The 13,982-nt window shown below is 46.8% G+C and carries 14 protein-coding genes and 3 tRNA genes; 9 read left to right on the top strand and 8 right to left on the bottom strand.

Going from position 1 to position 13,982, the window contains the following annotated elements; genetic code table 11:
- The first annotated feature begins 475 nt into the window (after positions 1-475).
- Complete coding sequence (locus ACWIP2_RS09220; protein WP_448519637.1) at positions 476-1,534, top strand: hypothetical protein; 1,059 nt, start codon at positions 476-478, stop codon at positions 1,532-1,534.
- A 198-nt stretch (positions 1,535-1,732) separates the two neighbouring features.
- Here the strand turns inward: ACWIP2_RS09220 and ACWIP2_RS09225 are convergent, their stop codons facing one another.
- The 4 genes from ACWIP2_RS09225 to ACWIP2_RS09240 all read right to left on the bottom strand — a co-directional run bounded on the left by ACWIP2_RS09225 (position 1,733) and on the right by ACWIP2_RS09240 (position 5,782).
- Positions 1,733-2,683, bottom strand: coding sequence for a lytic transglycosylase domain-containing protein (locus ACWIP2_RS09225; protein WP_448519638.1), 951 nt, complete (start codon positions 2,681-2,683; stop codon positions 1,733-1,735).
- 65 nt (positions 2,684-2,748) lie between these two features.
- Positions 2,749-3,477 (bottom strand): LOG family protein, encoded by a 729-nt coding sequence (locus ACWIP2_RS09230; RefSeq protein WP_448519639.1) that lies wholly within the window; start codon positions 3,475-3,477, stop codon positions 2,749-2,751.
- Between the two features lie 92 nt (positions 3,478-3,569).
- A complete protein-coding gene (locus ACWIP2_RS09235) occupies positions 3,570-4,556 on the bottom strand; it encodes a DUF2027 domain-containing protein (protein WP_448519640.1) in 987 nt (328 codons plus the stop codon).
- Between the two features lie 107 nt (positions 4,557-4,663).
- Entirely contained in the window at positions 4,664-5,782 is a 1,119-nt protein-coding gene (locus ACWIP2_RS09240; protein WP_448519641.1) for a porin, read from the bottom strand.
- Positions 5,783-5,882: 100 nt separating this feature from the next.
- Between ACWIP2_RS09240 and aspS the strand changes: the two genes are divergently transcribed.
- The 4 genes from aspS (at position 5,883) to ACWIP2_RS09260 (ending at position 7,978) form a co-directional block, all read left to right on the top strand.
- The gene (gene aspS, locus ACWIP2_RS09245) at positions 5,883-7,628 is read left to right on the top strand and encodes an aspartate--tRNA ligase (protein WP_448519650.1); all 1,746 of its coding nucleotides are present in this window, start codon (positions 5,883-5,885) and stop codon (positions 7,626-7,628) included.
- An 89-nt stretch (positions 7,629-7,717) separates the two neighbouring features.
- Positions 7,718-7,802: transfer RNA gene (locus ACWIP2_RS09250), tRNA-Ser, on the top strand.
- A gap of 21 nt (positions 7,803-7,823) precedes the next feature.
- Positions 7,824-7,898 (top strand) — tRNA-Pro (locus ACWIP2_RS09255).
- 6 nt (positions 7,899-7,904) lie between these two features.
- A tRNA-Arg gene (locus ACWIP2_RS09260) sits at positions 7,905-7,978 on the top strand.
- Between the two features lie 435 nt (positions 7,979-8,413).
- On the opposite strand, the gene ACWIP2_RS09265 is transcribed toward ACWIP2_RS09260, so the two are convergent.
- Together ACWIP2_RS09265 and ACWIP2_RS09270 are read right to left on the bottom strand one after the other, a co-directional pair.
- Positions 8,414-8,734: a rhodanese-like domain-containing protein gene (locus ACWIP2_RS09265; RefSeq protein WP_448519642.1), complete on the bottom strand. Its 321-nt coding sequence runs from the start codon at positions 8,732-8,734 to the stop codon at positions 8,414-8,416.
- 61 nt (positions 8,735-8,795) lie between these two features.
- Complete coding sequence (locus ACWIP2_RS09270; protein WP_448519643.1) at positions 8,796-9,002, bottom strand: hypothetical protein; 207 nt, start codon at positions 9,000-9,002, stop codon at positions 8,796-8,798.
- A 41-nt stretch (positions 9,003-9,043) separates the two neighbouring features.
- Between ACWIP2_RS09270 and ACWIP2_RS09275 the strand changes: the two genes are divergently transcribed.
- Together ACWIP2_RS09275 and ACWIP2_RS09280 are read left to right on the top strand one after the other, a co-directional pair.
- Positions 9,044-9,379 (top strand): YbaB/EbfC family nucleoid-associated protein, encoded by a 336-nt coding sequence (locus ACWIP2_RS09275; protein WP_448519644.1) that lies wholly within the window; start codon positions 9,044-9,046, stop codon positions 9,377-9,379.
- A 19-nt stretch (positions 9,380-9,398) separates the two neighbouring features.
- Positions 9,399-10,427, top strand: coding sequence for a glycosyltransferase family 2 protein (locus ACWIP2_RS09280; protein WP_448519645.1), 1,029 nt, complete (start codon positions 9,399-9,401; stop codon positions 10,425-10,427).
- A 12-nt stretch (positions 10,428-10,439) separates the two neighbouring features.
- Here ACWIP2_RS09280 and ACWIP2_RS09285 read toward each other — a convergent pair whose 3' ends face one another.
- Complete coding sequence (locus ACWIP2_RS09285; RefSeq protein WP_448519646.1) at positions 10,440-10,658, bottom strand: PspC domain-containing protein; 219 nt, start codon at positions 10,656-10,658, stop codon at positions 10,440-10,442.
- A gap of 170 nt (positions 10,659-10,828) precedes the next feature.
- On the opposite strand from ACWIP2_RS09285, the gene ACWIP2_RS09290 reads away from it, so the two are divergent.
- Together ACWIP2_RS09290 and ACWIP2_RS09295 are read left to right on the top strand one after the other, a co-directional pair.
- Positions 10,829-11,809 carry a pyruvate dehydrogenase complex E1 component subunit beta gene (locus tag ACWIP2_RS09290; RefSeq protein ID WP_448519647.1) on the top strand — a complete coding sequence of 327 codons (981 nt, stop codon included), beginning with the start codon at positions 10,829-10,831 and terminating at the stop codon, positions 11,807-11,809.
- A gap of 147 nt (positions 11,810-11,956) precedes the next feature.
- On the top strand, positions 11,957-13,429 hold the full coding sequence (locus ACWIP2_RS09295; RefSeq protein WP_448519648.1) for an LptF/LptG family permease: 1,473 nt from the start codon (positions 11,957-11,959) through the stop codon (positions 13,427-13,429).
- Here the strand turns inward: ACWIP2_RS09295 and ACWIP2_RS09300 are convergent.
- Positions 13,401-13,982, bottom strand: a 582-nt coding sequence (locus ACWIP2_RS09300; RefSeq protein WP_448519649.1) for a TRAP transporter large permease subunit, incomplete at its 5' end; no start/stop codon positions are given. The two genes, ACWIP2_RS09295 and ACWIP2_RS09300, sit on opposite strands and share 29 nt — an antisense overlap.

The raw sequence follows: 13,982 nt of genomic DNA on the forward strand, positions 1-13,982 counted from the left end.
TTCAGGCTGTCGGTCATCGCCGCCTGTTTCCTGTTCAAAGGCAGATTCTGTATCAGTTACAGCATTTTCAGCAGATGAGTTTTCACCTGTCTGATTGTCTTGCTTTTCATCGCAGGCAATCGCAAGCATCATCAGCGATGCTGCAAACAGCAGAGAAAGAAATCTGTTTTTCATAGGTTGAAAATTTGATGATAATAATTACAATCTAGAAAATCGGGCTATTAGACATGGCACTTTTTTCATTGGCTTGCTTTTCATTTGATTGATGGTACGAAAGTAGGGGCTTGCTATCAATCTTTTCCGCCAAATGAGTAAGCGGAGATGTTGCATGAGCATTCGTAAGGTTTACATGAGCGTTTGTTTTGCCGCCTTTTATGTGCGTTCACTCGGTTGTTGCCTGCGTTCACTCAATGGCGCTTTGGCCTTGTCAGCCACATCATAGCTTTGCCTCATCAACCAATTCTTTGTAAGCACAATGAAAAGTTTCATTAAACAAGTTTTAGCAATCGCTATGGTAGGCGCATGGGCTGCGAATCCCGCCGCCGCGCAGTTGGGCAAACTGAAAGAGAAAGTAAAAGGCAAGTCAGTAGAGGCACTGGTGAGCAGTGTACCCGCAGGTGTGGACAAGTTAGATAAATTCCTGACCAAAGCAACTGAAACGCAGGAAAACGAACCGCGCCCGATGCTTGGATTTACAGGCTCGACCTTTTTGAGCAAGCAAGTAGTTTATTTCGAAGTTCTTGACGAAAAAGAGATGGCTGCCAAATTAGGCGTGCCTTTCTTTGGTAGAGTTTACCGCAGTTTTCAACTGGGTGATGACCAGAAGTGCCCTGAAGACGCTCGTGTATTTTCGCCAGAGGAAAATACCTACATTTTTTACAAAGGCGATTGGGACGAAAAAAAGCCGGGTAAAGCCATACCCAAGCGTATCACTTATGGCGTATTTTATCCTTTTGATAAAAAGCTGCCTGAGATGGTATTGGTAATTGCGCCCTCTGCCGAAGCGGTAGATAAGTGGAAAGGCGAAGAGGGCAAAAAAGCTATTGCCAATTTTGAAGCCAAAATATGGGAAGCCGCAGGCGATGCTGAAAAAGCCATCGAAAGCAAAAATGCCGCTGAGTTTGCCGATGAGGTTAAGCGCTACCGCGACGAGGGCTATTTTGTGGAAAACAGCATCGAAAAACCCGGTAAACTGCATAGCGAGGAAGTATTGAAACAAATCCGTCCAACCCTCCAACAATGGGCTAACAATGCCTTTGCAGGTAATGCCGAAATCGTTACAGTTTCACTCATCGCTAACGATTACGAAATCTACCGCAACAACCTAACTGGCGCAATTACCGGACGCGGCATTCACGGTAAAATGGCATTCGTCAGACCTGACCAAAAAGAACACGGCTTGTACATGTACTACAAATTCAGCGCTGTGCAGAATTACGACGGCAAAAACTTTTCAGGCGACTGGACGGCGGTAGGCACTTCAAGCACTGTGGACAGGGTTTGGAAAGAAAAAATTGCCTCGTTTCAAAAATAATTTACAGCCTAAACCTGTTCTACTTACAGTTCATCTAAATAACTGCATTACCTCGCTTAACCCTATAGAGGCTGTCCAGAAAGGCTACATATAGCACAGACTTTAGTCTGTAGTCGTCTGATTATCAAGTATTTCAACGATCACAGACTAAAGTCTATGTTACTTTTTGGGCAGCCTCATTTTGGTGGAGCTTGCTTCTTATTGCCCTACACCGCTGATTACAACCTTTTTATCTTCTGCAGACGCAGGAATAGCGGGTGCTTTGGCAGGAATTTTCAGGACATAACTCTTGCCTTTGGGTACACTCAACCGATCGCCAATCAGCCACTCGTTCATATTGCGAAATGCACGATAGCTCACTCCTTTGGCAGCTGCAAACTGCACCAGATCAGGAATATCCGACTTGACTTCTTCACTTGTAAAAGGTGATTGCGGCTTGGGCGGATGGTAGCTCAACTCATACTTTTCAGGATTGACCATGATTTCTTTCAGCGCCATCGTCCGGTAAACAAAGCGCGTTGTTTGTGTATTCAGATCGAGGTCATAAAAATTTTGGCTTTTCTGCCGCTTCATAGATTTTGCAAATGCCCCTGACCCTGTATTATAAGCTGCAAGTACATTTGTCCATGTGCCTAAATCCTTATGCAACTGTTTGAGGTACTGACAGGCGGCGCGGGTACTTTTTTCTACGTCCAATCGCTCATCTACCAGACTGTTAACCTCCAGCCCCATTGCCTGCGCAGTTACAGGCATCAACTGCCAAAAACCTGCCGCACCCATGTTAGATACTACATTGGTCAGCGAACTTTCCACAACGGCAATGTATTTCAGATCATCAGGCAGTCCCTCCTCTGCCAAAATCTTGCTGATCAGCGGCAGCCAGGTAGAGGCACGGCGCATGAGCAGTTCGTTGTTCGAGTGCCAATAGGCATTGATATGCAACTCGCGGTCAAAATATTCGCGCACTTCGCGGCGGTTTAAGGGGACTTTTTCGCCACAATACTCAAAAAAATCAGGAACATGTACATTAAAAATAGCTTCAGTGCGTCGGTAGCCAAATGGCCGCCCTAAATCTGACAGTTCGTAGGTTGCCAGCGCCAAAATGGCTAGCAGCGAAACGATGAGCAGAAAACCCTGAAACTTTTTCATAGGATTGTATCATTCAGTGAAAAGCCCTTGACACCTGAGGCGCTAAGGGCTTTATTTTCACCAACTTAGAAGTTAGGCGATAACAAGTATTTAGAGTAAAACTCTTCAATAACTGCAACGGCTTCATCTGCCGTATCAACCAGTGTAATTAGGTTGAGATCATCGGGGCTGATATTGCGCTCCTGTGCAAGTACGACATCTTTAATCCAATCAATCAATCCCGTCCAGTATTTCTTGCCGACTAGCACAATCGGGAAGCGCCCGATCTTGTGTGTCTGAATCAATGTATAAGCCTCAAACAACTCGTCCAGCGTTCCCAATCCGCCCGGCATGACAATAAATCCCTGCGAATATTTGACAAACATTACCTTCCTGACAAAGAAATAGTCAAAATTAATTACCTTATCGGGATCTATGTACGGGTTGTGTGATTGCTCGAAAGGCAGCTCGATGTTCAAACCTACGGAAGTACCGCCTGCAAAGTGTGCGCCCTTGTTGCCTGCTTCCATGATGCCCGGGCCGCCGCCTGTAATTACGCCGTAGCCTTTGCGAACCAACTTGGCAGCGATTTCTTCGGCCAGTTTGTAGTAAATATTTTCAGGTTTGGTACGCGCCGAGCCGAAAATGCTCACACAGGGTCCTATTTTCGCCATCTTCTCAAGGCCTTCCACAAATTCCGCCATGATTTTAAAAATCATCCAGGAATTCACACTCTTTATTTCGCTCCAAGTCTTTTGAGTAAAAGCTTTGCGGATGCGTTCCTCGTTAATAAGTTGCTGATCAAAGTTTTCCATATGAAATATGTGTTTAGCCGTTCTGTTGCATAGCGCCATATGGCTTTGCAAAACGAAATGTATTATACGAAAGAAATGGCGAAAAGTTGTAGTTACTTAATTTTTGCAAGAGTAGCGCCGTAGCCGAATTTTTCTTTGCGGGCATCTTTGAAATAAGCGATATTGGGATGTTTGCCCAATCGTTTGTGGATTTCATTGCGCAGCGTGCCGTTACCTACCCCGTGGATGAAAACTATTTCGTCAAAGGCTTCCAGAATTGCCCTGTCTAAGGCGCTTTCAAAGGTTTTAAGCTGAAGTTCAAGCATTTGCGCTGCGTTCATCTTGCCATAGTCTTTGGTCAGTTGCTCTATGTGCAGATCTATCTCCGTTTGGCGCGGCTGTTTGGGAACACCTGCGGGAACTGTACTTTTGGCTGCCGAAGCTACCACGTTGGCAGGCGCAGTAGGTATCTGCCGTTCAGCAATGCTCTCCTTGATTTGTTCGGGATTTACACTGACAATTTTTTGGTCAATCTGGAACAGATAGCACTCCTTATCTAACAGCGGCGCTTTGCTTTTACTCTTGAAAAAAGTTGAGGCAGCAAAAGTAAATTTGCGAATCAGCGGCTCTTTCAAGCTGGTAAATCCTGCCTTGAAGAAAATCGCCTGCACCAGCAGCGGCGACCATTTGTCAAACTTGTCCAAATTGGCTTCGGTTACTTTCTGGCTCGTGCGTTTGGTCAGATGCCCTGCCGATAGCCCGTAATAGTTCGTGTCGCGCACTTCACCAAAATTGAACAAAATATCAATGTCGGTATTGTTAATCAGATAAACGCTCAGTTGCTTGTCGTTAATCGGCAGAAAGGCAAGAAAAAAGCCCGTTTCAGCGGCTAAAAGGTTAGCTGTTGCGCTTTCCTCTTTTTTGCGCTTTTCGTGGAAAACCATTTTCTCCTCTTTGGCAATCAGCACAACCTCGTTTTTCAGAACAGGGATTTTAAAACCATCCTCTATCTCAATTTCTACCAGATTATTAGGTAAAAAGTTGGTAATGATGCCTTCCTGCGTGTAGTGCAGCAAACGAACGCGGTCTCCTATGTTCATATTTTCCTTAGGTCTGAAGTGAAACAAACCCTTAGCAGCAGAACAAACCTGATACTAAGGGCTGACGTTTAACAAAGTTACACCAAAATAAGCCAACTACAGCGCTTTCAGAATGATAGCGCCAGCGAAGTACCTATAAATTGATTACCGTTGACTGCGCGGCTGTCGCGGGCTGTAAAAATGGCATCGCGGCGGCTTTGAAACAAGCGCGCTTCCATGCGCCAAAGCAGATTGTCTGTCAGTTGTCGGTCCACATTGAGCGAGTAGCCAAAGGTCTGAAAGCCATTCGGCGTGCCTGTAGCTACAATGACCTGCGAGGGATCGGCATAGTACTCAGCGCGGGCAGCCACCGACCACTCCGAACCTACGGGTTTCAAGCGGAGAATCGCGATAGGCGCATACCATGTATGCATTCGACTGCTTCCGGGCGCTTGTTGTTGCATACCAATATCAAAACCCGCAATCAAGCCCAGCGCGGGGGTCAGCTGAAACCGTCCGTAAAGGCTATGGAAATAGCGCATCAGCCGCGCACTGTCGGGCGTATCGCTGCCAATGAATGAACTGCTCCCAATCGTGATTTTTTCATTAGGCATAAAGTTGATTTGATGCCCAAAGGCAGGAGTCTGGTTGCCGGGCAGGCGCTGCATACGCTGCCAGCCGTTCAGCGCCAAGCCGCCGAACAGCCACCGACCATTGTCGGTAGTGTAAGTAACTTTTGCGCCCGAAAGGTAATAAGGCGCACTTTCTGCCAACAGACTGCGCGTCATTGTCCAGCAGTCTGCACCAATAGCTCCCTCAAAACCCAGATGCGAGGCAAATACGCCTGCATCTAACCATAAATTTTTATTGGCAGACAGTTTCACACCTGCATTTGCCTCAAAAATATTTTTCAGCACACCCGGCTCGGCTGCCAGATTTGCGTTGGCATACGTACCCGCCATTAGCGCAAGTTTACCCCGGACGCGCTCATTTTCATAAGCGGCCTGAACAAAGCCAAAATTCAGGTTTACCTCGTTGTGGCGGTTGAACGAATACAAAAAATCGGGTCGGTTGTGATTAGCAGGATTGCCAAAATCATAAATGTAATAAACTTCGGCATAAGTACTGATTATCAGGTTTTTAGATGTATTTGCATGCGTGCTGTCCTGTGCCGAAAGCGCAGCGGCATAACCTATAAAAAAGACCAGCAAAAGCAGCCGTCGGGTAAAAAAATGAAGTCGGTTCATGGCTTATTGTATCAGATGTTAGCCCAAGTTACAGTCTGTTGATTCATTCAGCCAAAAAATCTCCTAACTTCGCCCCAAACTTTTTGAATAAAAACTGATGATGCTACGAACGCACACTTGTGGAGAACTGCGCCTGTCGCACGTAGGGCAGCAGGTAAACCTCTGCGGATGGGTACAGCGCGTCCGCGATAAAGGCGGACTTATCTGGATTGACCTCCGCGACCGCTACGGAATTACACAATTACTCATAGAAGAAACCGCTGCCGAAGCCGCACTGGTGCAGGCTGCCCGCCAATTGGGGCGCGAATTTGTCGTACAAGCTGCAGGCGAAGTGATTGAGCGCGTTTCCAAAAACAATAAAATCCCGACGGGCGATATTGAAATCCGTCTGCGCGAACTGACCGTCCTCAATGCGGCCAAAGTTCCTCCGTTTTTGATTGAAGACGAAACCGACGGCGGCGACGAGTTGCGTATGAAATACCGCTATCTGGATTTGCGCCGCAACGTAGTGCGCCAAAATCTGGAACTGCGCCACCGCATGGCAAAAGCCACCCGCGACTACATGGACAGTATGGGTTTTCTGGAAGTGGAAACGCCTGTGTTAATTAAATCTACACCCGAAGGCGCGCGCGACTTCATCGTTCCGAGCCGCCTGCATCGGGGAGAGTTTTATGCGCTGCCACAGTCGCCGCAAACTTTCAAGCAAATTTTGATGGTGGCAGGATTTGATCGCTATTTTCAAATTGTCAAATGTTTTCGCGACGAAGACCTACGCGCCGACCGCCAGCCCGAGTTTACGCAAATTGATTGCGAAATGTCCTTTGTTACCCAAGAAGATATTTTAAACACATTTGAAGGGCTGATTAAATATCTGTTTAAAACCATCAAAGGTATTGAGTTTGACCGTTTTCGTCGCATGACTTATGCTGATGCGATGCGTTTGTATGGTTCGGACAAGCCCGATTTGCGCTTTGGTATGCAGTTTACCGAACTCAACGACATAGCGCAAGGCAGGGGTTTTCAGGTATTTGACAACGCACAATTGGTGGTGGGCATTTGCGCCGAAGGTTGTGCCGAGTTCACCCGCAAGCAGTTAGACGAACTGACAGACTTTGTAAAGCGTCCGCAAATCGGAGCCAAAGGATTGGTTTATGTGCAATACAAAACTGACGGCACGTTCAAATCGTCGGTAGATAAATTTTTCACACAAGACGACCTAATGCAATGGGCGGTTAAAATGAACGCCAAACCCGGCGATTTGATGCTCGTGCTTTCAGGCGAAGTAAATAGCACGCGCAAGCAATTGAGCGAACTGCGTCTTGAGATGGGCAACCGTCTTGGGCTTCGCAATAAGGACGTTTACGAGCCGCTGTGGGTGCTGGACTTCCCGCTCGTAGAATGGGGCGAAGAAGAAAAGCGCTGGTTTGCCATGCACCATCCGTTTACCTCACCCAAACCTGAGGACATTGCGCTGTTGGACAGCAACCCGGGTCAGGCGCGCGCTAATGCCTACGACATGGTTATCAACGGCGTAGAAGTTGGCGGTGGCTCTATCCGCATCTTCGACCGCGAACTGCAAGCCAAGATGTTCCGTTTGCTGGGCTTCACCGACGAGCAGGCACGCGCCCAGTTCGGATTCCTGATGGAAGCCTTTGAGTACGGCGCACCTCCACACGGCGGCATTGCCTTCGGCTTCGATCGTTTGTGCTCACTCTTTGGCGGGGCAGAGTCTATCCGCGACTTTATTGCCTTCCCCAAAAACAATTCCGGGCGCGATACAATGATAGATTCGCCATCCCCTGTCGCCGATGAGCAATTAAAAGAGTTGAATATCAGGGTAGTATAAAAAACTTTCAACTTTTTTTGGTACAACTATTGCAACAACGGATCGCTGCATTAACTTTGTGCCACGTTTTTGAAATGCGCAAACGAAAAGGAGAGTTGCCTGAGTGGTTAAAGGAGCGGTTTGCTAAACCGTGACCGAGCAATCGGTCCGAGGGTTCGAATCCCTCACTCTCCGCCGTTTTCTAATTTCAAAGTTCGGGGTGTAGCGTAGCCCGGTTATCGCGCCACATTTGGGATGTGGAGGTCGCAAGTTCGAATCTTGCCACCCCGACTTTTAGATCTCATAGCTCAACCGGATAGAGCAACTGCCTTCTAAGCAGTAGGTTGCAGGTTCGACTCCTGCTGGGATCATTAAGTTGGCGAAAACCACTTCAGCATTCAGGCTGAGGTGGTTTTTTGTTTTGTACATAGCATTTACTAACACCTTTCTCCTGCTGCTAATTAATACCATTATGAATTGCATGATGGGCCAATCGAGGATGGCCAAAAAATAACACAGACTTTAATCTGTGATTTGTTAATAGCTTGATTATCAAATAGTTATAGATTGAAGTCTGTGCTACATTCAGCCTTTTTGGACAGCCTCAAAAAAAGGAGGCAGGGATGATTTCGATGCTACCCATATGCAATCCCTCTTACGTTTGCAGTAACAATATAAAAGGGGTAACTTGAAGAAATAAGAGGGCGATACCCTACGGGATAAAATTTACGTGGCGGATGAGATTCATCTCTTTGCAGGTCATGATGCACAGCAGCTTGGCTAATGCTGTAAAAAAATCCGGATCACTAATAGGTCGGCATAGTGCTGTCTACTTCCAGCGCCCAGGCATGCACTCCACCTGCGAGGTTATACATGCGTGCGCGATGCCCTATAGCTTCTAAGTAGTTGATAATGTGTGCGCTGCGCACGCCATGATGACAGATAACAACCATGTCCACATCTTGCGGCAGTTCGTGGCTGCGCGAGGGAATATCGTGCATCGGTATCAGTACAGAGTTTTCCAAGTGGCAAATGCTGAACTCTTCAGGTTCGCGTACGTCGAGCAGGAAAAACGAATGCCCGTTACTTAGTTTTTTGTGTAGTTCCTTAGGTGTGATGGTTTGCATGGCAGAGATAGGAATAGTTTGACAATCAAGTATATAACTTTCTTGCATACGTACTTGTTACTTATCGGTTTGGAGGGCTGTAAAAGGTGTGATGCTTGCTTGTCAAAAGATCTGTGATCAGCAAACGACCATCCAGAGGCTCGCCTGTTCGGGTCAGTACCCGTGCCTGTTGCAAGCGCTGCTGTCCTTCTGCACCAATTTGCGGGAGTAGCAACTGCCGCGAGTAATACAACTGTTCCTCTGGTGTCAGCATAGCAGACAATTCCACTCGATTGGTTTAACTTTGCTAAAATTAATACAAAATTTGCGATGTTAGATATGATGAAGATGCTCGGCAAGGTGAAAGAAATGCAGAGCAAAATGGCGGAAGCACAAAATGAATTGGTCAATATTATTGCCGAAGGCGAAGCAGGCGGCGGTATGGTAACTGCTAAGGCCAACGGCAAAAAGCAATTGCTGTCTATCCACATCGAAAAAGACCTGCTCAAGCCCGAAGACATGGATATTTTGCAAGATCTGATCGTAGCTGCAGCCAACAAAGCGCTCGAAAATGCGGAAGAGCAGGCAAAAACTTTCCTCCAGAAGCAAGCGGAAGGTTTTATTCCTAATATTCCGGGCTTAGATCTGGGCAGTCTGATGCGATAGCCGCAGGGGTGGGTCGGACATGAAAGAAACAACACAGCCTTCGGTTGCTATTGTTATACTAAACTACAACGGCGCGGCACTGTTGCGGGAGTATCTGCCATCGGTGCTAGAACACAGCCCGCAGTGGGTACGCGTCATCGTAGCCGACAACGGCTCAACTGACAACTCGTTGCAAGTACTCCGCAAAGATTTTCCTTCGGTAGCAATAATTGATTTACAGCATAATCACGGATTTGCGCAGGGCTACAACCTCGCTTTGCAGCAGGTGCAGGCAGACTATTACCTCATTCTAAATTCGGATGTTGCTGTAACTGCGGGCTGGTTAGAGCCGCTGCTGACAACCATCAATAGTGATCCGAAGATTTTCGCCTGTCAGCCTAAAATTTTATCCAAGTGCAAACCTGATCACTTTGAGTATGCAGGTGCGGCAGGTGGCATGATTGACGTTTTGGGGTATCCTTTTTGCAGAGGACGGCTGTTTGATACCACAGAAAAAGACGAAGGACAGTACGATCAGCCAACATCTATTTTCTGGGCGACAGGTGCTTGTGCGCTCGTTCGTGCAGATTTATTTCACGGCTTAGGCGGTTTCGATGGCGATTTATTTGCCCACATGGAAGAAATTGACCTTTGCTGGCGTGCAAAAAATGCAGGTTATCAGTTGATTTACTGCCCCGAGAGTACTGTCTATCACCTTGGCGGCGGCACGCTTGCCTATCAGAATCCGCGCAAAACCTATTTAAACTTTCGCAATAGCTTAGTAATATTAATCAAAAATGAAAATCCCAAGTACTTGTGGCTCAACTTATTCCTGCGCATGAGTTTAGACGGGATTGCAGGCATACGTTTTTTCTTGCAAGGGGAATGGGCGCATTTTTGGGCGGTGCTGCGATCGCATTTTTACCTGTATGCGAACATAAACAGTTTGAAAGGCAAGCGAAAGGCTGCGCAGGCAACGGCAATAAAATTTAACCACCCCGAACGCAGCCATAAGAGCATCGTTTGGGCGTATTTTGTCAAAGGTATAAGAAAATTCAGCGAGTTGTAGCAATACCTAATATCAAACTCCTCTCAATGGGTTAACGTATTGACGGATGTAGCGACGCAGGTTGATCCAAAACGCTACTACCAAATAAATGAAAATAGGCGATCCGAAGGTGAGAAACGATAAGTAGATGAAATACAATCGGATGCAACTAATGGAAATGCCCAAGCGATCGCCAATATAGGAGCATACACCAAACAACTGTTGCTCCCAGAAGAATCTAAGACTTTTCATAAAGCTGAATTTAGTGGAAAACGGATAAACATCTAATCAAAATACCTGTTAAATTGCGCTTTGTTTTAGGAGGCACTACATGGGGTAGCGCAGGTAATTTTGTTGTTGACCGTTTGTTTGTTGTCGCGAGTATAAGAATTTAGCAGTTTAATCACAAATCATAAACGCAAATGAGAGTAATTCAGTTCAGAGAAGCACTTCGTGAGGCAATGTCGGAAGAGATGCGCCGCGATCCCCGTGTATTTCTTATGGGTGAAGAAGTTGCCGAATATAATGGTGCATACAAAGTAAGCCAAGGGATGCTCGATGAGTTTGGCCCTGAGCGTGTGATAGATACGCCTATTTCCGAACTTGGTTTTGCAGGTATCGGCGTGGGCGCTGCCATGAACGGTCTGCGCCCTATTATTGAGTTTATGACTTTCAACTTTTCATTAGTCGCCATTGATCAAGTTGTTAACTCAGCTGCCAAAATTCTTTCTATGTCTGCCGGTCAATATGGTTGTCCGATTGTATTCAGAGGCCCTACCGGTAACGCCGGACAGTTAGGCGCGCAGCACTCGCAGAACTTCGAAAACTGGTATGCCAATACTCCCGGATTGAAAGTGGTTGTTCCCTCAAACCCCTACGATGCTAAAGGTTTGCTCAAATCTTCGATCCGCGACGAGGATCCGGTGATTTTTATGGAGTCTGAGATAATGTATAGCGACAAAGCCGAAGTTCCCGAAAGCGAGTATCTGATCCCGTTGGGTCAGGCAAAGATAGTTCGCGAAGGCACTGATATTACCTTAGTTTCTTTCGGCAAGATGATGAAAGTAGCGCTCAACGCTGCCGATGAGGCTGCCAAAGAAAATATCAGCGCAGAGGTAATAGACTTGCGTACCGTGCGCCCGATTGACTATAATACTATTGTCAACTCGGTTAAGAAAACTAACCGCCTTGTAATTGTGGAAGAGGCCTGGCCGCTGTCTTCTATCTCTACCGATATTGCCTTTCAGGTACAGCGGATGGCTTTTGACTATTTAGATGCCCCTGTGCTGCGTGTGAACTCGATGGACGTGCCGCTGAGCTACGCACCAACCCTGATAGATGCTGTTTTGCCAAATGTAAAACGCACGATGCAAGCGATCAAGTCAGTCTTGTACCGCAACTAAAATAGCATTGGGCTGATAAAATAGGGGTCGCTTGTACTTGCTGCAAGCGACTTTTTTATGTTTACGGGGGCTTGTTAGCAAACATTAACGCTGCGGCTTGTGCTGTAAATTCAAAAGCCTATTACCTTTGTGCCTCGTTTAGATCTTATGTTTCGTTTTACGAAAGTTGATAAATTAGTCAGTAAAGCATTCTATGGTATTTTCCTGCTGAGCTACGGGGTAGTGCTGTTTATCCTGCTTACTTTCGTAATGTCGCAATACTTTGAGGACTTTGTAGGCAAAGATCTGGGCTGGGAAGTTTTTGCACAGCTGTTTTTCTATTTCGGGCTGGTGCTGACTCCGCAGGCGCTGCCGCTGGCTGTATTGCTTGCCTCGCTAATGGCTTTTGGCAATCTGGGCGAACATTCTGAGATTACGGCGGTCAAGGCAGCGGGTATTCCACTGACCCGCCTCATGATTCCGATGGGAGTTTATGCCTTGCTCATTACTGCGGGTGCTTTCCTGTTCAACAACCAATTTGCGCCCTATGCCAACCTGAAAGCCTACAGCCTAATGTACGATGTGCGGCAAAAAAAGCCTGCCTTAGAGTTCAAAGAAGGCGGCTTTTACACTGATTTGCCCGACTATCGCATCCGCATCGAACGCAAAGGACGTGATGCAGACAGCATGGTCTATGGCGTAATGATCTACGATCATACCAAGCAACGCGGCAATACCGATGTAATTCTTGCCGATACAGGTAAAATTTATACCATCATGGACAATAATTTTTTGGTAATGGAACTTTGGAATGGCAATAAATTTTCAGAATATTTCGGACAAAATACAGATAAAAAAGAGTTTGTACGCGACCGGTTTCGGCAGGCAAAGTTCGTTTTTTCGCTTTCGGCGCTGGGTATGCAAAAAACAGACGAGGAGCTGTTTCTTTCACATAAAATCATGAAAAATGTGAGCGAACTCGGTATAGTAGCCGATTCGCTTGAACGAGAACAAGCCCGCTACCGCAGCCCGCTGTACAACGATTTGAAACCGTATTACGACTATCAATTTAATGCAGATCGGCTGAAAAACCCTGCCAGCGATCGGGACAGCGTTTCGTTGGATTTTATGCAGTGGCGCGACAGCGTATCCAAAGCCGATCTGGATTTGCTCTTTGAGCGAGCCATGACCCGCACGCGCAACATAGAATCGCTTGCAAGCATCGCCAAAGATCGCATCACTTACTACGAGAAGGAACGCCGTAGCTTCCGTCTGGAGCAACACCAGCGCTTTACTATGTCAGTCGCCTGTCTGATAATGTTTTTGATCGGCGCACCGCTGGGAGCTATCATCAAACGCGGCGGCTTGGGAGTGCCTGTGCTGGTTTCTATTATTTTCTTCATCGTATTTTATGTCATCAATATCACAGGCGGACACTATGCCAAAGAGGGCGTAACCTCAGTGGCTGCCGGAGCGTGGATTTCTGATGCCGTACTGCTGCTTTTCGGTCTTTGGTTTTTCCGTCAGGCACAAAAAGACTCTCGTTTGTTTGATACCGACGCCTACGTGGTGTGGTTCAGTCGCCTGCGTGCGCGGTGGAAAAAAGATACTGCTACCGCAAAGCCTTCGGTAACCACGTAGCCAGTTCGGGATAGAGCGCCACTGCCAATAAAATTACCAACTGAATAACGATAAAAGGCACAATGCCTCTGTAGAGATGCTGCGTAGTAACTTGCGGCGGCGCAACCCCTTTCAGATAGAATAGCGAAAAGCCAAAGGGTGGCGTAAGGAAAGACGTTTGCAAGTTCATACACACAAGGATACCAACCCACAGTAAATCAATCTGATAACGGGCAAACACGGGCACAATCACAGGCATGAAGATGAAAATGATTTCAATAAAGTCAATGAAAAATCCCGCGATGAAAATACCAATCATCACGAAAGCCAGAAAAGCATAAGGACTCAAATTGGAGCGTTCAATCAGTTGTACCAAATCGTGGTCACCGCCTACTCCCCTGAAAACCAGCCCAAAAGCCGTTGCACCAATCAGGATGATAAACACCATAACCGTCAGGTGGGTAGTTTCTGCCATTACCTCGCGAAGTACGTTGAGGTTCAACTTGCGCTCATAGGCAGTCAATAGAGTTGCCATGAACGCGCCAACTCCTGCCGCTTCGGTAGGTGAGGCAAT

This window comes from Rhodoflexus sp. (genome assembly GCF_053489755.1).

Coding starts and splice junctions, on each gene's coding strand:
- ACWIP2_RS09225 (WP_448519638.1), bottom strand. CDS start 2,683: ATGAAAAAGTTTCAGGGTTTTCTGCTCATCGTTTCGCTGCTAGCCATT.
- ACWIP2_RS09295 (WP_448519648.1), top strand. CDS start 11,957: ATGTTTCGTTTTACGAAAGTTGATAAATTAGTCAGTAAAGCATTCTAT.
- ACWIP2_RS09265 (WP_448519642.1), bottom strand. CDS start 8,734: ATGCAAACCATCACACCTAAGGAACTACACAAAAAACTAAGTAACGGG.
- aspS (WP_448519650.1), top strand. CDS start 5,883: ATGCTACGAACGCACACTTGTGGAGAACTGCGCCTGTCGCACGTAGGG.
- ACWIP2_RS09290 (WP_448519647.1), top strand. CDS start 10,829: ATGAGAGTAATTCAGTTCAGAGAAGCACTTCGTGAGGCAATGTCGGAA.
- ACWIP2_RS09230 (WP_448519639.1), bottom strand. CDS start 3,477: ATGGAAAACTTTGATCAGCAACTTATTAACGAGGAACGCATCCGCAAA.
- ACWIP2_RS09285 (WP_448519646.1), bottom strand. CDS start 10,658: ATGAAAAGTCTTAGATTCTTCTGGGAGCAACAGTTGTTTGGTGTATGC.
- ACWIP2_RS09275 (WP_448519644.1), top strand. CDS start 9,044: ATGTTAGATATGATGAAGATGCTCGGCAAGGTGAAAGAAATGCAGAGC.
- ACWIP2_RS09280 (WP_448519645.1), top strand. CDS start 9,399: ATGAAAGAAACAACACAGCCTTCGGTTGCTATTGTTATACTAAACTAC.
- ACWIP2_RS09235 (WP_448519640.1), bottom strand. CDS start 4,556: ATGAACATAGGAGACCGCGTTCGTTTGCTGCACTACACGCAGGAAGGC.
- ACWIP2_RS09240 (WP_448519641.1), bottom strand. CDS start 5,782: ATGAACCGACTTCATTTTTTTACCCGACGGCTGCTTTTGCTGGTCTTT.
- ACWIP2_RS09220 (WP_448519637.1), top strand. CDS start 476: ATGAAAAGTTTCATTAAACAAGTTTTAGCAATCGCTATGGTAGGCGCA.